Source organism: Micrococcus sp. iso_229 (assembly GCF_058072725.1).
The window spans coordinates 186,811-202,638 of record NZ_CM176514.1 but is presented as its reverse complement, the minus strand read 5'-3'; the positions used below and the strand labels follow the sequence as shown (position 1 = coordinate 202,638).

Genomic DNA, 15,828 nt, shown 5'->3' with positions numbered 1-15,828 from the left:
CCACCTGGATCGCGCAGCGGGTCAGCCGGCCAGCTCCTGCAGCTCGGCCAGGTCGAAGACGTCCTCCGAGGCGGGGGCCTCGGGCGCCTCGACCGCGTTCCACTCGGTGAAGGTGGCGTTCGCGTCCACGTCCTCGTCCTCCGAGTTCACGTCCTCGAGACGGTAGAGGGTCGTGCTCTCCGGGTCGATCAGCATCGTCCGGCCGAACTCGTGGTGCTCCTCGGGCAGCGCGTACTTGAGGTACTTCCTGCCCTCGAGCTCCACCTCCTCGGCCTTCAGGTCCTTGCCGTCGAAGGCGTCCGCGGCGGGCATGTCCTCCTCGAGGTCGGACATGATCTCCTCCAGTGAGATGTCCATCTGCGCGGCCTGATCGGCGCTCGTCTTGATCCAGCGGTCGCCCACGAGGGTGGAGAACATGCCCATCTCCTGGGGCAGGTCGTCACCGTCGGCCTGGAGCTTGAAGAACACGTCGGCGTCCCGGCGCAGGACCTCGATGGCCATGGTGGCCGCCCCCATGTCCATGTTCATGGTGCCCTTGAGGTGGGAGTCGTCGGTGGCGCCGGCGAGGTCCACGTTCGCGGACTGGATGGCGTCCGTGCCCAGGGAGGCGGAGGGCGACGCCGAGGCCGACGCGTCGTCCTTGTCCTCCTCCTTGTCGGCGGCGGTGCCCTCCATCCTCAGGCGCAGGCTCTCGGCATCCACGACCTTCTGGCGGACCTCGGGCCAGCTCTCGTCCAGCGTCGGGTCGGAGGCGCAGCCGGTGAGCAGCAGACCGGAGGCGGCGAGCATGCCGACGGCGAGGCGTGCGGGCGTCTTCATGGGGACTCCTTCACAGAGGTGCGGACGTGCCGGCGGCCGGGGACCGCCGGACGATGTCCCGTCGACCCTCTCACGCCACCCCTGGCCCGTCGCGCCCTGACGGACGCCAGAACTTCTCCTGTGCCGACCCTGTGCAGGTCAGCCGCCGGTGGTGCCGTCCTCGAAGATCTGTCCCGCCGGGGTCTGCTTCTCCGCCTGGAACACGTCCTCGGCGCGGCCGTAGGCCCAGTACGCGCTCACCGACAGCTGCCGCCGGTCCACACCGCGCACGTCCGTGAGGTACGCCCGGACGCGCTTGACCTGCTCCCGCTCGCCGTGCACGAACGCGTGCACCCGTCCGTCCCGCCACGCCGCGTCCTCGACGGCGGCGGCGAACCGCGTCGTCTCCGGGGTGAAGGGGCCGCCGCGGTGCAGCCAGCGCACCTCGACGCCGGCCGGCGCGGTCAAGGGCACCTCGTCCCGGGCGTCGGTCACCTCGATCAGCGCGACGCCGGCTGCCGCGGCGTCCGTGGCGGCCAGGTCCTCGAGGGCGGCGGCGATCGCCGGCAGGGCGGCCTCATCGCCGGCGAGCAGGTGCCAGTCGGCCGTGGCGTCGGGACGGTAGGCGCCGCCGGGACCCAGGAACGCGACCTGCTGCCCCACCGGCTCCGACGCCGCCCACGTCCCGGCCAGGCCGCCGTCGTGCCCGGGCGTGCCGCCGTCGTCGTCCGCGCCGTGGACCACGAAGTCGACGTCCATGGTGCGGGCGGCCGCGTCCATGCGACGCACCGTGTAGGTGCGGCGGACCGGCAGCTGCTCCGGGGCGAGACGCTCGCGGAGGGCGTCCAGGTCGTACGGGGGCTCGAGGCCGAGCGCGGGGTCGGCGAAGAGCAGCTTCACGTACTGGTCCGTGGCGCCCTTCTCCACCCAGCGGGCGTGGACGGCGTCGAACTGCTCGCCGCCGAGGGTCAGGCGCACGAGGTGCGGGGTGAGCCGGCGGGCGGCCACCACGGTGAGGACGGTCTGGGGCCGGGCCATGCGGGCCTCCTGGGGTCGGGGCGGGGTCTGCGCGGACGCGCGTCCCCCACTCTCCCACGAGGCGGCGGATTAGCGCACGTCAGCGTGATGTTTTCCGCGGCCTCGGGGTCAGCGGAACCGGGCCCCCGGTGGTCCTCCGGCAGCAGCGGTCCCGCGCCGGCCGGGGCCGGGGTGGCGCGGCGCGCCCCTAGGCTGTGGGCGTGCGTCTCGTCCTGCTCGTCCTGCTCTCGCTGGTGAGCCAGCAGCTCGGCGCGTCCGTGGCGGGCCTGCTGTTCGACGACGTCGGCGCGTCGGCCATGGTCGCCCTGCGCGTGGTGTTCTCCGCGGCCGTGCTGCTGCTCGTCACCCGGCCGAGCCGCGCCGCCCTCGCCGGCCTGGGCCCCCGGGGGTGGGCCGCCGTCGTCGGGCTGGGGGCGGCCATGACCGGCATGAACCTGACCATCTACGAGGCGTTCGTGCGGATCCCGCAGGGCGTGGCCGTGACGTTCGAGGTGCTCGGGCCGCTGGCGCTGTCCGTGGCGGCGCGGCCGTCGTGGCGGTCGGCGGCGTGGGCGGCCCTCGCGCTCGCCGGGATCGGGGTGCTCGGCCGGGAGGGGTTCAGCGCGGGCGGCGGGATCGGCGGGGCGGGACTGGACCCGGTGGGGGTGGCGCTCGCGCTGGCCGCGGCGGCGTGCTGGGCGGGGTACATCCTGCTCTCCCGGCGCGCGGGGACCCATCTGCCGGGGGTGCAGGGGCTGGCCCTGGCGACGGCGGCCGGGTCCCTCGTGGCGCTGCCGGTCGGCGTCGCGACGGCGGGGGCGGCTCTGCTCTCTCCCGTGGTGCTGGGCGTGGGGCTGGCCGTGGCGCTGCTGTCCACGGCGGTGCCGTACGGGATCGACCTGCAGGTGCTGCGCCGCATGCCGACCGCCCTGTTCTCCCTGCTGACGTGCCTGTCGCCGATCGCGGCGGCGTTGACGGCCTGGGCCGTGCGCGGGCAGGAGCTCACCCCGCTGGACCTGGCGGGGATGCTGCTGGTGATCGCGGCGTGCGCGGCCGCCGTCTGGACGGGCCGGTCACCGGGTGCGGCGGGCGGGGGCCGCGGCTAGCCTGGGTCGATGCCCCACCCGTCCCGTCCCGCCCCCGACGACGTCCCCGCCGTCGAGCGCGCCGCCCTGCGCCGTGGCCGGCTGCGTCCGTGGCTGCCGTTCCTGCTCGCGGCCGCCCTGTGCCTGGCGCTGCTGGGGTGGGCCCTCGTCGCCCTGCCGGGCCTGCCGGTGCGGGTGCCCACGCACTGGGGCGTCGACGGGCGGCCCGATGCGTGGGAGGACGCCTCGTTCGGCACGGTGGCGACGGGGCCGCTGATCGGCCTCGGCATGACGGGGTTCCTGGCGTTGGTCTCCGCGATGGTCACCGCCCTCGTCCCCACGGATCCGGGGCTGTCCCCGTGGCGGCGCGTGCGCCAGGCGGGGGTGCACCGCGGGGTCCAGGAGGGCCTCGGCTGGCTGTGCGTGCTCATGGTCCTGGTGCTGGTCCCGTCGACGGTCGAGGTGCTGGCCGCCGGCGCCTGGACGATGCCGTGGTGGCTCCTGCCGCTCACGCTGACCGTGCTCATGGTGGGTGTCTTCCCGGCACTGCGGACCGGAACGCAGCGGTGGACGCGCTGGTCGGACCGCGTCGCGGCGGAGCTCGGGTACCGACCCACGGCCGCGGAGCTCGCCGAGGACGAGGTGTGGACGCCCCTGGGGCTCAAGCGCGACCCGAAGGACCCGGCCGTCTTCCCCGCCAAGCGCGCCGGCTACGGCGTGGGCGTGACGGTCAACCTCGCCACCCCGGTGGGCCGGTGGCTGGTGCGCGGATTCGTGGCCGTGTTCATCGTCGGCCTGCCGCTGGCGATCTGGCTCGGCGCGTTCGCGGCACGGTGAGGCGGACCGTGCCCGACGACGTCGCCGTCCGCCTGCTCCTGATCGCGGACACCCACATCCCGCGGCGCGCCCGCGCCCTGCCCGCGCAGGTGCGGGCCGAGGTGGCGCGGGCCGACGTCGTGCTCCACGCCGGCGACTGGGTGGCCGAGGACGTGCTCGACGACCTCGACGCGCGGGCCGCCCGGCTGGTGGGCGTGTGGGGCAACAACGACGGGCCTCGGCTGCGGGCGCGGCTGCCCGAGGTGGCGCGCGTGGAGCTCGGCGGGGTGCGGATCGCGATGGTCCACGAGACGGGCCCGGCGGCCGGCCGCGAGCGCCGCATGGCCGCGGCGCTCCCGGACGCGGACGTGCTGGTCTTCGGGCACAGCCACATCCCGTGGGACACCGTGGCCGGGCCGGACACCGCGAACCCGGGGCTTCGGCTGCTCAACCCCGGCTCCTGCACGGACCGGCGACGACAGCCGGTGTGCACCCTCATGCGGGCGGTGGTGCGGGGCGGTCGGCTCGAGGACGTGGAGCTGGTGCCGGTCGACCGCACGCCCTGACTGACGGGCCGGCCGCTCCCCGCAACGCGGGTTGAGTTATCACGGGTCCAGGCGGCTTGCACCCGTGATAACTCAACCGGCGTTGTGCCGGGGCCACCGTGTCCGGCGGGCCGGCCGCTCCTGCACAGCCACCACGACGACGGCGACCCTCCCCAGGGCGCGTCGGTTCGGCCCGTCGCAGGGTCCGGGGGCGGCAGGCTCGCCCCATGACCGCGCGCACGCCCCTGCCGCCCACCCTCGCCGCGGGCGCCTTCACGACGGCCGAGCTGCAGGCCGCCGGCCTGCCGTGGCGCCGGACCCTCGCGGCAGACCTCGCCCGGATCTGCCGCGGCGTGCACACCGCGGGCGTCCCCGACCCGTGCGCCCCGGACGGCGCGGCCGCGCTGGTCCGCCTCACGGGCGGGGTGGTCTCCCACGTCTCTGCCGCCCTCTGGCACGGACTGCCGCTGCCGCCCCGCCTCGCGCGGCCGGCCGGACTGCACCTGACCTTCGACCGGTCCGCGCGCACGCACCGGACCGACCTGGGCGGCGTCGTCAGCCACCGGGTGCGGTTGCCCTCCGACCACGTGCTCGACCTTCCCGACGGCCAGCGCGTCACGACGGCGGCGCGCACCTGGTTCGACCTCGCCGGGATGCTCCGCCCCCACGAGGTGGACTGGCTCATCGCGGCCGGCGACCACCTGGTGCGTCCGCCGTGGACGCCGACGGGCCGGGCGGATCCCGAGGCCACCGTGCCCGAGCTGTCGGAGGTGCTCGCCCGCTGCCGAGGCCGACCGGGCGTCCGTCTCGCACGTGCCGCGCTGGCGGAGGTGCGCGTCGGGGCCGACTCCCCGCCCGAGACCTTCCTCCGGCTCGCGCTGATCCGGGCCGGGCTGCCGGAGCCGGAGCTGCAGGTCGCCGTCGACCCGGCCGACCCGGCCTCGCCTGTCGTGGACCTCGGGTACCGGGCGGTTCGCCTGGCCCTCCAGTACGACGGCGCCGGCCACCGCACGGCTCAGCAACAGGCGAGGGACGCCCGTCGGGACGCGTACTGCCTCGAGCGGGGATGGACGACCCTGCGCTGCACCTGGGAGGACCAGCGCGCGGGGTTCGGGCGGATCGTGGGGCTGGTCCGGCATCGGCTCGCCCACGCGCGCTGACCCGCCCCCGCCCGTCCCGACGCGGGTTGAGGTGTCACGGGTCCACGCCAACGCGGGTTCACTTGTCACGGGTCCAGGCCCGCGTAACCGGTGATAACTCAACCCGCGTTGCATGCCACCGGCCGGCCCCGCGTGACGCTCTGCGACGTGCCCACCCTGCCCCCGGCGCACCTCGCCCGGGACAATGGGACGGACTGTCCCGAAGCCTCCATCGAAAGGACCCCCGTGGCTGACCACGAGTTCGGCTTCCGCACCCAGGCGCTGCACGCGGGCGCCGTCCCGGACGCCGTCCACGGCTCCCGCGCGGTGCCGATCCACCAGACCAGCTCCTTCGTGTTCGAGTCCGCCGAGGACGCCGCCAACCTCTTCGCGCTGCAGAAGTACGGCAACATCTACTCGCGGATCGGCAATCCCACGGTCGCCGCGTTCGAGGAGCGGGTCGCCACGCTGGAGGGCGGGATCGGGGCCGTCGCGACGGCGTCCGGCATGGCCGCCGAGTTCGTCACCTTCGCGGCCCTCGCGGGGGCCGGCGACCACATCGTGGCGTCCTCGAAGCTCTACGGCGGCACGATCACCCAGCTGGACGTCTCCCTGCGCCGGTTCGGCGTCGAGACCACGTTCGTGGACTCCGCCGAGGCCGCGGACTTCGAGGCCGCCCTCCAGCCCAACACCAAGGCGGTCTACACGGAGATCGTCGCCAACCCCTCCGGTGACGTCGTGGACCTGCCCGGCCTGGCCGACGTCGCCCACCGCCACGGCGTCCCGCTCGTCGTGGACGCGACCCTCACCCCGCCCTACCTGATCCGGCCGATCGAGCACGGCGCGGACATCGTCATCCATTCGGCCACGAAGTTCCTCGGCGGGCAGGGCACCACGCTCGGCGGCGTCGTGGTGGAGTCCGGCCGCTTCCCGTGGGACAACGGCAAGTTCCCGTCCATGACCGAGCCCGTGCCCTCGTACGGCGGCGTCTCCTGGTGGGGCAACTTCGGCGAGTACGGCTTCCTCACCAAGCTCCGCTCGGAGCAGCTGCGCGACTTCGGCCCGTCGCTGGCCCCGCAGTCGGCGTTCCAGCTGCTGCTCGGCGTCGAGACGCTGGCCCCGCGCATGGACGCCCACCTGGCCAACGCGCAGGCCGTGGCGCAGTGGCTGGACGAGGACCCGCGCGTCTCCTGGGTCCGCTACGCGGGGCTGCCCGACCATCCGCACCACGCCCGCGCGCAGCAGCTGCTGCCCCGGGGCGTCGGCTCGGTGTTCAGCTTCGGCGTGGCCCCGGCGGCCGCGGACACCGACGACGGCGCCTCCGGCCCGGAGGCCGGGCGCGCGACGGCGTCGCGCTTCATCTCCGCGCTGCAGCTGGCCTCCCACCTGGCCAACATCGGCGACGCGAAGACGCTGGTGCTGCACCCCGCCACGACGACCCATCAGCAGCTCACCGCCGATCAGCTCGTGGCCGCGGGCATTCCGGCGGACCTGATCCGCATCTCGGTGGGCATCGAGGACGTCGAGGACATCCTCTGGGACCTGGACCAGGCCCTGACCGAGGCCACCGGCCGCACCCGTGACGGCGCCGTCGTCCCCGCAGAGCAGGAGGCCTGAGCCATGAGCACCACCCACCCCGAACGGACCTGGATCGGCCCCGGCGCCCCCGAGCGCCTCGCGATCCTGCGGCGCACCCGCTCGATCGCGATCGTGGGCGCCTCGGACAAGCCGGCCCGTGCGTCCTACTTCGTGGCCACGTACCTGCTGAGCTCGACCACGTACGACGTCTACTTCGTGAATCCCGTGCTCGCCGCGGCCGGCAAGGAGATCCTCGGCCACCGCGTGTACGCCTCACTGGACGACCTGCCCGTCACCCCGGACCTCGTGGAGGTGTTCCGCAAGTCCTCCGACGCCCCCGAGGTGGTGGCGGACGCCGCCCGCGTGGGCGCCCGGACCGTGTGGCTGCAGCTGGGCATCTGGAACGAGGACGCCGCGCGTCAGGCCGAGGCCGCGGGCCTGGAGATCGTGATGGATCGCTGCGTGAAGATCGAGCACGCCCGCTTCCACGGCGGACTCAACCTCGCCGGCTTCGTCACCGGCGTGATCAGCTCACGGCGCCAGGAACTGGACCGCTAGGCGGACGACGCCCCATGTCGGGCATCGTCCGGCCCTCGTTGCGCACCCGCCCGTCGATGGCGTGGGATGGGCCCATGACCTCCGAGCTCCCCACCACCTCCCTCTCCCCCGCCTGGACCGGCCGCACCGACGGCGACGCCCCCGAGCACCTGCGCTGGCACCAGGTCGTCCGCCCCGCCGACGGCCGCGGTGAGCCCACGGCGACGCAGCGCCACCCCGGCGCCGGCGCGCCGACGTCGGGCGCGCGGTCCACGGCGCTCGTCGGCTTCGCCTCGGACGAGGGCGTGCGCCGCAACCACGGCCGCGTGGGCGCCGAGGACGGCCCGGAGGCGCTGCGCGGCGCTCTCGCCTCGCTCGCGTACCTCGAGGGCACGGGCGCGCTCGTGGACGCGGGCGACGTGTCCGTGGACCGCGGCGACGACGACGCCCCGGGCGAGCTCGAGGCGGGCCAGGCCGAGCTGGGCACGGTGGTCAGCGGGCTGCTGAACGCCCACGACCTGGCCGTGGTGCTCGGCGGCGGGCACGAGACCGCCTACGCCTCGATCACGGGCCTGACCGGCTCCACGCGCGTGGGTGCGGACACCCGCGTGGGCATCCTCAACCTGGACGCGCACTTCGACCTGCGCGAGGCGCCGCGGCCCAGCTCCGGCACTCCGTTCCTGCAGGCGCTGCGCGACGCCGAGGGGGCGGAGCATCAGCTCTCCTACGCAGTGGTGGGCATCAGCGAGGCCAACAACACCCGCGCCCTGTTCGACACCGCGCGCGAACGCGGGGTCACGTGGGTGACCGACGAGCAGGCCCAGACCGCCGACGTCACCGGCGTGCGCCGCTGGGTGCGCTCGTTCATCAACGCCGTGGACGTGCTCTACCTGACGATCGACCTGGATGTGCTGCCGGCCGCCGTCGCCCCGGGGGTGAGCGCACCGGCCGGCTTCGGCGTGCCGTACGAGGTGATCCACGCGTGCACGGTGGAGGCCACCCAGTCCGGGAAGCTGGCCCTGGCCGACGTCGTGGAGCTCAACCCGGCCCTGGACGTGGACGGCCGCACGGCGAAGGCCGCGGCCCGGCTGATCCACACGATCGTCAGCCGTCACCGGACGGACGCCTCGCTGCTGGCCTGAGGCGGGCGGGGGTCCGTTCAGGCGCGGAGGGCCGCGCGCCTCAGCGTCCCTCCGCCCACGGGGCGGGGGGCTCGGCGCTGCCGTGGGCCGCGCGTCGGGCGGCGTAGTCCAGCGCCGAGCGTGCCAGGAAGTCGTGCAGGGCCAGCACCCCGGCCCGGGCTCCGGCCGAGTCCCTCCGGGTCACGGCCTCCAGCGCCGGGACGTAGAACGCCCGGCCGCGTTCGACCTCGTCGGGCAGACCCTTCGTGGTCGCGAGCCAGAACCGGCGGCAGAGCCCCTGGAGCGGGACCAGGGAATCGGCGAGATAGCGGTTCTTCGCGATCGTGCGCAGGAGTTCGTGCGAGCGCCCGACGGCGGCGACGTACGCCGGCAGGTCCTCCACCGTGCGCAGGTGCCGCACGTGATCCGCGACGACGGCCAGCTGCTCCTCGTCCGCCCGCGCGCAGGCCAGTCCCACGGCCAGCGCCTCGAGCGACCGCCGCACCTCCAGCCTCTCCAGCTGGTCGTCCACGGAGATCGCCGGGATCTGCAGGCCACGTCCCCCACCGGCCAGGAGCCAGTGGTCTCGGATGAGGCGCTGCACTGCCTCGCGCAGGGGTGTGCGCCCCGTCTCGGCGGCGTCGATGAGGGCCGCCTCGCTGAGGACGGCGCCCGGTGGCAGCTCCCCGGTCTCGATCTTCTGCGTCAGGCGGGCGTAGGCCTCCTCCGACTTGTTCATGGGCCCAGCCTAGGCAGTCATCTTCCCGCATCCTCTTGATATATCCCGAATATGCGGCGTAGCGTGGCCCACATCCTGTTACCGGCATCACATGGAGGACTCATGAAGTACCGCCCGCAGCACGAGGCCACCCCCCTGCCCTACTCCCCCTTCAAGAGCTCCACGGTGCCGCGGCCCATCGGCTGGCTGTCCTCCGTGAGCACGGACGGCATGGAGAACATCGCCCCCTACAGCCAGTGGCAGAACCTCACCTTCGACCCGCCCATGGTGATGTTCTCCGCGAACCAGTACCCGGACGGACGCCGCAAGGACACCGTCCTCAACGCGGAGCAGACCGGCTGGTTCGTGTGGAACATGGCCACCTACGACCTGCGCGAGGCCGTCAACGTCTCCGCCATGGCCCTGGAGCCGGGCGAGAGCGAGTGGGACCGCATCGCCGAGCACGGCGTCACCAAGGTCTACGCGGACAACCACCCCATCCCGATGGTCGCCGAGTCCCCCGTGCGCTTCGAGTGCCGCTACCACTCGACGCACCGCATCAAGGGCGACTCGAACGTCGGCACCATCGACGTGGTCTTCGCCCACGTGGACACCATCCACATCGACGACGACGTCATCACCGCCGACGGCCGCCTCGACATCCCGCGCATCCAGCCGATCGCCCGCCTGGGCTACTTCGACTACACCGTGGTGCGGGAGACCTTCGAGATGCGGGTGCCCGGCGCCGACGGCGATGCCCAGGCCGGCCTCGAGGGGCGGTCATGAGCACCGCGGCCACCGGTGCGGCCCGGCCCGCTCCCGTGCCCGAGGCCCGCCCCCGGAGCCTGAAGGACATGCTGGCCGTGAACTTCGGCAACGCGCTGGAGTGGTACGACTGGAACGTCTACACGATCTTCGCCCCGGTCTTCGCGGCGCAGATCTTCCACGCGGACAACCCCACCTCCGAGCTGCTCGCCACCCTGGCCGTCTTCGCGGTGGGCTTCGTCGCCCGCCCCATCGGCGGCTACGTGTTCGGCGCCTACGCGGACCGGGTGGGCCGCAAGCGCAGCCTCTTCGCGGCGATGATGATCACCGCGCTCGGCAGCCTGATCATCGCCTTCACCCCCACCTACGGCACGGTGGGCGTCCTCGCCTCGGTGATCCTCGTCATCGCCCGTCTGCTGCAGGGCCTGGCGCACGGAGGCGAGATGGGCACCTCCGTGACCTACCTCGTGGAGCGGGCGCCGCAGGGCCGGCGCGGGCTGTTCGGGGCGACGTCGTGGGTGTCCGTGGTGGTGGGCACGATCCTGGCCACGCTCGTGGGCCTGGCCGTCAACACGCTGCTCTCCCCCGAGCAGGTGGCGTCCTGGGGCTGGCGCGTAGCGTTCGGCATCGGCGGCGTCCTCGGCCTCTACGCGCTGTACCTGCGACGGAGCCTGACGGAGTCGGAGCACTTCACGGCGGCGCAGCAGGTGGTGCCCACCGCCGACGAGGCCCCGCGCCGGGAGCCGGGTGCGGTGTGGCGCGGACTGCTGACGATCTTCCTGGTCTCCGCGGGCGGCTCCCTGATGTTCTACACGTGGCTGATCTACCTGCCCACGCACGCGCAGGTGGCCCATCAGATGGACAAGTCCACCACCCTCTCGGCCTCGCTCGTGGCCCAGGTGATCTTCCTGGTCGCCATCCTCGGGGCGGGCCTGCTGGGCGACCGAGTCGGCCGCCGTCCGCTGGTCATCGCCTTCGGCCTGCTCTTCGTGGTGCTGCCGTTCCCGCTGTTCGGCATGCTGGACGGCACCTTCGCCTCGTTCCTGCTCGTGCAGACCATCGCCCTGCTGGCCGTGGCGCTGCTGTTCGGCGTCAACGGGGCCGTCTGGTCCGAGGCGCTGCCCACGGCGGTGCGCGCCAAGGGCGTGGCCACCATGCTCTCGCTGGCCACCGCGATCTTCGGCGGCACAGCACCGTACCTGATCACGTGGCTGACGGCGCAGGGATGGACCAGCGCGTTCCCGATCTACCTCATGGTGGTCGGCGGCCTCACCGGCCTGACCGGCCTGTTCATGAAGGAGACGAAGGACGTGGACCTGGCGGCCTGAGCCGGAAGGGTCGCCCACACACAGAGTGGTCACGACACGCCGTCTCGTGCAGACGCACGCGGCATGTCGTGACCACTCTGTGGCGTCTGACCGCTCTGCGGCGTCAGTGCCCCTCGGCCTCGGCGCCCTCGGACTCCTCGGCCAGGTCCTGTGGCTCGGCGTCGGCGGAGACGCCCGCGAGCGCCTCCGCCACGGCGGCCAGCACGGACCCGTCGCGCAGGGCCTGCTCGGCGGCGGCCAGCTGCGGCGCCATGTACTGGTCCGGACCCGGACCGGGCACGCCGGCCTCGCGGATCACGCGGACGGCGGCACCGGTCGCGGCGGAGGGCTGCAACGGCGCGCGCAGCTCGATCGCGCGGGCGGCGGCCACGAGCTCGACGGCGAGCACGCGGCGGAAGTTCTCCACGGCCGAGCGCAGCTTGCGGGCGGCGTGCCAGCCCATGGACACGTGGTCCTCCTGCATCGCGGAGGACGGGATGGAGTCCACGGACGCGGGCACGGCCAGGCGCTTCATGTCCGAGACGAGCCCGGCCTGCGTGTACTGGGCGATCATCATGCCGGAGTCCACGCCCGGGTCGTCCACGAGGAACGCGGGCAGCCCATGCGAGCGGGCCGGGTCCAGCATGCGGTCGGTGCGGCGCTCGGACATGCTGGCGACGTCGGCCACCGGGATGGCCAGGAAGTCCAGCACGTACGCCACGGGCGCCCCGTGGAAGTTGCCGTTCGAGCTCACCCGGCCGTCGTCGAGCACCACCGGGTTGTCCACGGTGGCGGCGAGCTCGCGCTCGGCCACGGTGCGCACGTACGCGAGGGTGTCGCGCAGGCCGCCGGCCACCTGCGGGGCGCAGCGCAGCGAGTAGGCGTCCTGCACGCGGGAGTCGCCCTCCTTGTGGCTGGCCACGATCGGCGAGCCCGCCAGGATCTTCAGCATCCGGTCGGCGGAGGTCGCCTGGCCCGGGTGGGGGCGCAGCGGCAGGTGCAGCTCCGGCACGAACACTCGGTCGGTGCCGAGCAGCGCCTCCACGGACATCGCGGCGGTGAGGTCCACGGTGTCGGCGAGCTCCTCGAGGTCGGCCAGCGCCATGATCAGCATGCCGAGCATGCCCTCGGTGCCGTTGACGAGGGCCAGGCCCTCCTTCTCGCGCAGCTCGACCGGCTCGATCCCGGCCTCGGCGAGCGCCTCGCCGGCCGGACGCAGCGCGCCGTCCGCCCCGACGACGTCGCCCTCGCCCATCAGCGCCAGGGCCACGTGGGAGAGCGGGGCGAGGTCGCCGGAGCAGCCCAGGGAGCCGAACTCGCGCACGGCGGGGGTGATGCCCGCGTTGAGCATGGCCACGAAGGTCTCGACCACCACGGGGCGCACGCCCGTGCGGCCGGAGGCCAGCGTGGTGGCGCGCAGGAACATCAGCGCGCGGACGACCTCGCGCTCCACCACGGGGCCCATGCCGGCGGCGTGGGAGCGGATCAGGGACTTCTGCAGCTGCGCGCGGGACTCGAGCGGGATGTGCTTGTCCGCGAGCGCGCCGAAGCCGGTGGACACGCCGTAGGTGGGCGTCTCGGCCTCGGCCAGCGCTTCGACGTGGCGGCGCACCGCGCCGACGGTCTCGAGCACGTCGTCGGCGAGCACCACGCGGGCGTCGTGGCGGGCCACGGCGACGACGTCGTCCAGGGTGGCCCCGGACGTGCCGAGCGTGACGGTGACGGGAGGGGTGGTCATGGTGATGCGTTCTCCTTGATGTCGGTCGATCAGACGGCGCGGCGGCCCGCGCGCCAGACCGCATGGGTCAGCGGCATGCCGGGGCGGTAGGCCAGGTGGATGGCGGCGGGGGCGTCGAGCACGTGCAGGTCGGCGCGCTTGCCGACCTCGAGGCTGCCGACGCGGTCCTGCGCCCGCAGGCCGATGGCCCCGCCGAGGGTGGCGGCGCGCACGGCCTCGGCGAGGGTCAGGTGCATCTGCAGCACGGCGGTGCCCACGTTGAAGTTCATGGACGTGGTGTAGCTGGTGCCCGGGTTGCAGTTCGAGGCCAGGGAGACCTCGATGCCGGCGTCGAGCAGGCGGCGCGCGGGCGCCAGCGGGGCGCGGGTGGACAGGTCGCACGCGGGCAGGCAGCCGGCCACGGTGCCGGGCGTGCCGGTGGCCGAGGCGCGGTCCCAGTCGGCCCAGGTGCCGGCCAGGGCCTCGACGTCCGCGTCGGAGAGGTGGTTGACGTGGTCCACGGAGGCGGCGCCGAACTCCACGGCCACGCCCACCCCCGGGCCCTGCTCGATCTGGTTGCCGTGCAGGCGCACGCCCAGGCCCGCCGCCACACCCGCGGCGAGCACGCGGCGGGTCTGCTCGGCGTCGAAGGCGCCGGTGTCGCAGAACACGTCCACCCAGCCCACGTGCTCCCGCACGGCCGCGAGCATCGGCCCGACGACGTCGTCCAGGTAGTCCTCCGCATCCCGGCCCGGGGGCACGAGGTGGGCGCCGAGGAAGGTCACCTCGTCCACGAGGCCCTCCTCGCGCAGCCCGGCCAGCAGGCGCGCGTGGCGCGCCTCCTCCTCCACGGTGAGCCCGTAGCCGGTCTTGGTCTCGAGGTAGGTGGTGCCGCCGGCCACCGCGTCGGCCACCCGGCCGCGGACCAGCTCGGCCAGGCGAGCGTCCGAGGCGGCGCGGGTGGCGGAGGTGGTCACGCCGATGCCGCCGGCCGCGTAGGACTCGCCGGCCATGCGGGCCTCGAACTCGGCGGAGCGGTCCCCGTCGAACACGAGATGCGTGTGGGAGTCCACCCAGCCGGGCAGCACGGCGCGGCCCTCGACGGACACCCGGTCGTCCGCCTCCGGGGCGTCCGCGGCGGGGCCGATCCAGGCGATGCGCTCGTCCTCGACGACAACGGCCGCGTCCGTGAGCACCCGCCCTTCGGGGTCGACGGTGGTCAGCTCGGCGATGTCGGTGATGAGCGTGGAGCGCATGGGGGCCTCTCTGCGGGACGGACGGGGGTGGGCCGGTGGGGCGGGCCTCAGGTGAGCGCGGCCACCAGGTGGGCCAGCGGCGTGGCCAGCACGATGGTGAGCGCCACGCGCTCGACCCAGATCACCAGGAGGTGCCACATCTTCACGGGGATGTCCGTGGCCAGGATGGCAGGAACCACCGCGGAGAAGAAGATGATCGCGGAGACGCAGACGACGCCGATCACGAACCGGGCGACGAGGTCCTCGTGACCGGCCGCCATCGTGGCCGGGATGAACATCTCGGCGATCGAGGTGGCGGAGGCCGAGGCCAGCAGGCCGGGGTCGGAGTAGCCGAGCGCCCAGAACAGCGGGTAGAAGATCACGCCGATCCACTCGAACACGGGCGTGTACGTGGCCAGGACCAGGGCGATCAGGCCCACGGACATGATGGACGGCAGGATCTGGAGCACCATCACGAGTCCATCCCGGAAGTTGACCCAGATGTTCTTCGGCAGGGACGGGGCCTCGGCGAGGGTCTGCTCGGCGGCGCGACGGGCCACGCGGAAGCGGTCCCGGGTGACGGCCTGCTCGGGCGAGTGGGTGACGCCCGGGTAGCACTCGTCCGGGATGCGGCTCAGCGGCGGGATGCGCACCGTGATGGCGGTGACCGCGAACGTCACCGCGAGGGTGCCGAAGAAGTACCAGAGCCAGATGTCCATCAGGCCCAGCGTCTTGGCCACGATCACCATGAAGGTCGCGGACACCGTGGAGAAGCCGACGGCGATGATCGCCGCCTCGCGGGCCGTGTAGCGGCCGCCGGTGTACATGCGGTTCGTCAGCAGCAGGCCCAGGGCGTAGGAGCCCACGAAGGAGGCGACGGCGTCGACGGCGGCGCGGCCGGGCACGCGCCAGATCGGCCGCATGGCCGGGCGCAGGTAGACGCCCACGAACTCCATGAGGCCGTAGCCGATCACGAGGGCCAGGAAGACGCCGCCGATGGGGACGATCAGGCCCACGGGCACCACGAGCTTGTCCATCAGGAACGGGCCGATGCTCTCGTCCAGAATCCAGCTCGGGCCCACGCCGAACACGACCATCGCCGAGGCGACCAGGCCGAGCACGGCGAGGAAGGCGAAGACCGTCCGGGTGGTGCTGGTGCGCCAGCGGCCCGAGGCGAACGGGTACACGGCGCCGGCGGCGATGATGGCCATGCCCACCCAGCGGTCGGCCGGGCCGAGCAGCCCGCGCACCCAGGTCACCAGGTGGTCCAGCGGGATGGAGCTCGCCCCGTTGATCGTGACGGGCACGAAGAACATGACGATGCCGATCGCCGAGTAGACGATCATGCGCCAGCGCGCCGGCGGGCGGGGCGCGTCGGCCTCGATCGCGGCCATCGCGGTGGTGTCGGTGTGCAGCTCGTGGTCTGCGGGGCGGGACGAGTCCATCGTGG

At 73.7% G+C, this 15,828-nt stretch carries 15 protein-coding genes; 9 read left to right on the top strand and 6 right to left on the bottom strand.

Annotation, left to right across the window (positions count from 1 at the left end):
* Positions 1-21 precede the first annotated feature (21 nt).
* Positions 22-819 (bottom strand): hypothetical protein, encoded by a 798-nt coding sequence (locus tag AC3RKA_RS00990; RefSeq protein ID WP_387101107.1) that lies wholly within the window; start codon positions 817-819, stop codon positions 22-24.
* A 138-nt stretch (positions 820-957) separates the two neighbouring features.
* On the bottom strand, positions 958-1,836 hold the full coding sequence (locus tag AC3RKA_RS00985; RefSeq protein ID WP_136940441.1) for a siderophore-interacting protein: 879 nt from the start codon (positions 1,834-1,836) through the stop codon (positions 958-960).
* A gap of 200 nt (positions 1,837-2,036) precedes the next feature.
* Between AC3RKA_RS00985 and AC3RKA_RS00980 the strand changes: the two genes are divergently transcribed.
* The 7 genes from AC3RKA_RS00980 (at position 2,037) to hutG (ending at position 8,657) form a co-directional block, all read left to right on the top strand.
* Complete coding sequence (locus AC3RKA_RS00980; protein WP_489727342.1) at positions 2,037-2,921, top strand: EamA family transporter; 885 nt, start codon at positions 2,037-2,039, stop codon at positions 2,919-2,921.
* Between the two features lie 9 nt (positions 2,922-2,930).
* Complete coding sequence (locus AC3RKA_RS00975; protein WP_489727341.1) at positions 2,931-3,737, top strand: DUF1648 domain-containing protein; 807 nt, start codon at positions 2,931-2,933, stop codon at positions 3,735-3,737.
* Between the two features lie 8 nt (positions 3,738-3,745).
* Positions 3,746-4,282 (top strand): metallophosphoesterase family protein, encoded by a 537-nt coding sequence (locus AC3RKA_RS00970; protein WP_489727340.1) that lies wholly within the window; start codon positions 3,746-3,748, stop codon positions 4,280-4,282.
* A gap of 206 nt (positions 4,283-4,488) precedes the next feature.
* A complete protein-coding gene (locus AC3RKA_RS00965) occupies positions 4,489-5,421 on the top strand; it encodes a hypothetical protein (protein WP_489727339.1) in 933 nt (310 codons plus the stop codon).
* Between the two features lie 225 nt (positions 5,422-5,646).
* Positions 5,647-7,017, top strand: a complete 1,371-nt coding sequence (locus tag AC3RKA_RS00960) for an O-acetylhomoserine aminocarboxypropyltransferase/cysteine synthase family protein (protein ID WP_489727338.1) — start codon at positions 5,647-5,649, stop codon at positions 7,015-7,017.
* 3 nt (positions 7,018-7,020) lie between these two features.
* A complete protein-coding gene (locus AC3RKA_RS00955) occupies positions 7,021-7,536 on the top strand; it encodes a CoA-binding protein (protein WP_049158295.1) in 516 nt (171 codons plus the stop codon).
* 74 nt (positions 7,537-7,610) lie between these two features.
* Entirely contained in the window at positions 7,611-8,657 is a 1,047-nt protein-coding gene (gene hutG / locus AC3RKA_RS00950) for a formimidoylglutamase (protein WP_489727337.1), read from the top strand.
* A 40-nt stretch (positions 8,658-8,697) separates the two neighbouring features.
* Here the strand turns inward: hutG and AC3RKA_RS00945 are convergent, their stop codons facing one another.
* The gene (locus tag AC3RKA_RS00945; RefSeq protein WP_222958845.1) at positions 8,698-9,375 is read right to left on the bottom strand and encodes a GntR family transcriptional regulator; all 678 of its coding nucleotides are present in this window, start codon (positions 9,373-9,375) and stop codon (positions 8,698-8,700) included.
* Between the two features lie 102 nt (positions 9,376-9,477).
* Here AC3RKA_RS00945 and AC3RKA_RS00940 point away from each other — a divergent pair, with 102 nt between their 5' ends.
* Together AC3RKA_RS00940 and AC3RKA_RS00935 are read left to right on the top strand one after the other, a co-directional pair.
* The gene (locus tag AC3RKA_RS00940) at positions 9,478-10,140 is read left to right on the top strand and encodes a flavin reductase family protein (protein WP_489727336.1); all 663 of its coding nucleotides are present in this window, start codon (positions 9,478-9,480) and stop codon (positions 10,138-10,140) included.
* Positions 10,137-11,447: an MFS transporter gene (locus AC3RKA_RS00935; protein ID WP_489727335.1), complete on the top strand. Its 1,311-nt coding sequence runs from the start codon at positions 10,137-10,139 to the stop codon at positions 11,445-11,447. Before AC3RKA_RS00940 ends, AC3RKA_RS00935 begins: the two co-directional genes overlap by 4 nt.
* Positions 11,448-11,550: 103 nt before the next feature.
* Here the strand turns inward: AC3RKA_RS00935 and hutH are convergent, their stop codons facing one another.
* The 3 genes from hutH to AC3RKA_RS00920 are packed head-to-tail and all read right to left on the bottom strand — an operon-like array spanning position 11,551 to position 15,823.
* Positions 11,551-13,164: a histidine ammonia-lyase gene (gene hutH, locus AC3RKA_RS00930; RefSeq protein WP_227449214.1), complete on the bottom strand. Its 1,614-nt coding sequence runs from the start codon at positions 13,162-13,164 to the stop codon at positions 11,551-11,553.
* Between the two features lie 29 nt (positions 13,165-13,193).
* Positions 13,194-14,399, bottom strand: coding sequence for an imidazolonepropionase (gene hutI / locus AC3RKA_RS00925; RefSeq protein ID WP_144860036.1), 1,206 nt, complete (start codon positions 14,397-14,399; stop codon positions 13,194-13,196).
* A 47-nt stretch (positions 14,400-14,446) separates the two neighbouring features.
* Positions 14,447-15,823 carry a YjiH family protein gene (locus AC3RKA_RS00920; protein ID WP_098093788.1) on the bottom strand — a complete coding sequence of 459 codons (1,377 nt, stop codon included), beginning with the start codon at positions 15,821-15,823 and terminating at the stop codon, positions 14,447-14,449.
* Positions 15,824-15,828 lie beyond the last annotated feature (5 nt).

Excerpts from the sequence above, each read along its gene's own strand:
- AC3RKA_RS00990 (WP_387101107.1), bottom strand. The coding sequence starts at position 819 with ATGAAGACGCCCGCACGCCTCGCCGTCGGCATGCTCGCCGCCTCCGGT.
- AC3RKA_RS00985 (WP_136940441.1), bottom strand. The coding sequence starts at position 1,836 with ATGGCCCGGCCCCAGACCGTCCTCACCGTGGTGGCCGCCCGCCGGCTC.
- AC3RKA_RS00975 (WP_489727341.1), top strand. The coding sequence starts at position 2,931 with ATGCCCCACCCGTCCCGTCCCGCCCCCGACGACGTCCCCGCCGTCGAG.
- AC3RKA_RS00965 (WP_489727339.1), top strand. The coding sequence starts at position 4,489 with ATGACCGCGCGCACGCCCCTGCCGCCCACCCTCGCCGCGGGCGCCTTC.
- AC3RKA_RS00955 (WP_049158295.1), top strand. The coding sequence starts at position 7,021 with ATGAGCACCACCCACCCCGAACGGACCTGGATCGGCCCCGGCGCCCCC.
- hutG (WP_489727337.1), top strand. The coding sequence starts at position 7,611 with ATGACCTCCGAGCTCCCCACCACCTCCCTCTCCCCCGCCTGGACCGGC.
- AC3RKA_RS00945 (WP_222958845.1), bottom strand. The coding sequence starts at position 9,375 with ATGAACAAGTCGGAGGAGGCCTACGCCCGCCTGACGCAGAAGATCGAG.
- AC3RKA_RS00940 (WP_489727336.1), top strand. The coding sequence starts at position 9,478 with ATGAAGTACCGCCCGCAGCACGAGGCCACCCCCCTGCCCTACTCCCCC.
- AC3RKA_RS00935 (WP_489727335.1), top strand. The coding sequence starts at position 10,137 with ATGAGCACCGCGGCCACCGGTGCGGCCCGGCCCGCTCCCGTGCCCGAG.
- hutH (WP_227449214.1), bottom strand. The coding sequence starts at position 13,164 with ATGACCACCCCTCCCGTCACCGTCACGCTCGGCACGTCCGGGGCCACC.
- hutI (WP_144860036.1), bottom strand. The coding sequence starts at position 14,399 with ATGCGCTCCACGCTCATCACCGACATCGCCGAGCTGACCACCGTCGAC.
- AC3RKA_RS00920 (WP_098093788.1), bottom strand. The coding sequence starts at position 15,823 with ATGGACTCGTCCCGCCCCGCAGACCACGAGCTGCACACCGACACCACC.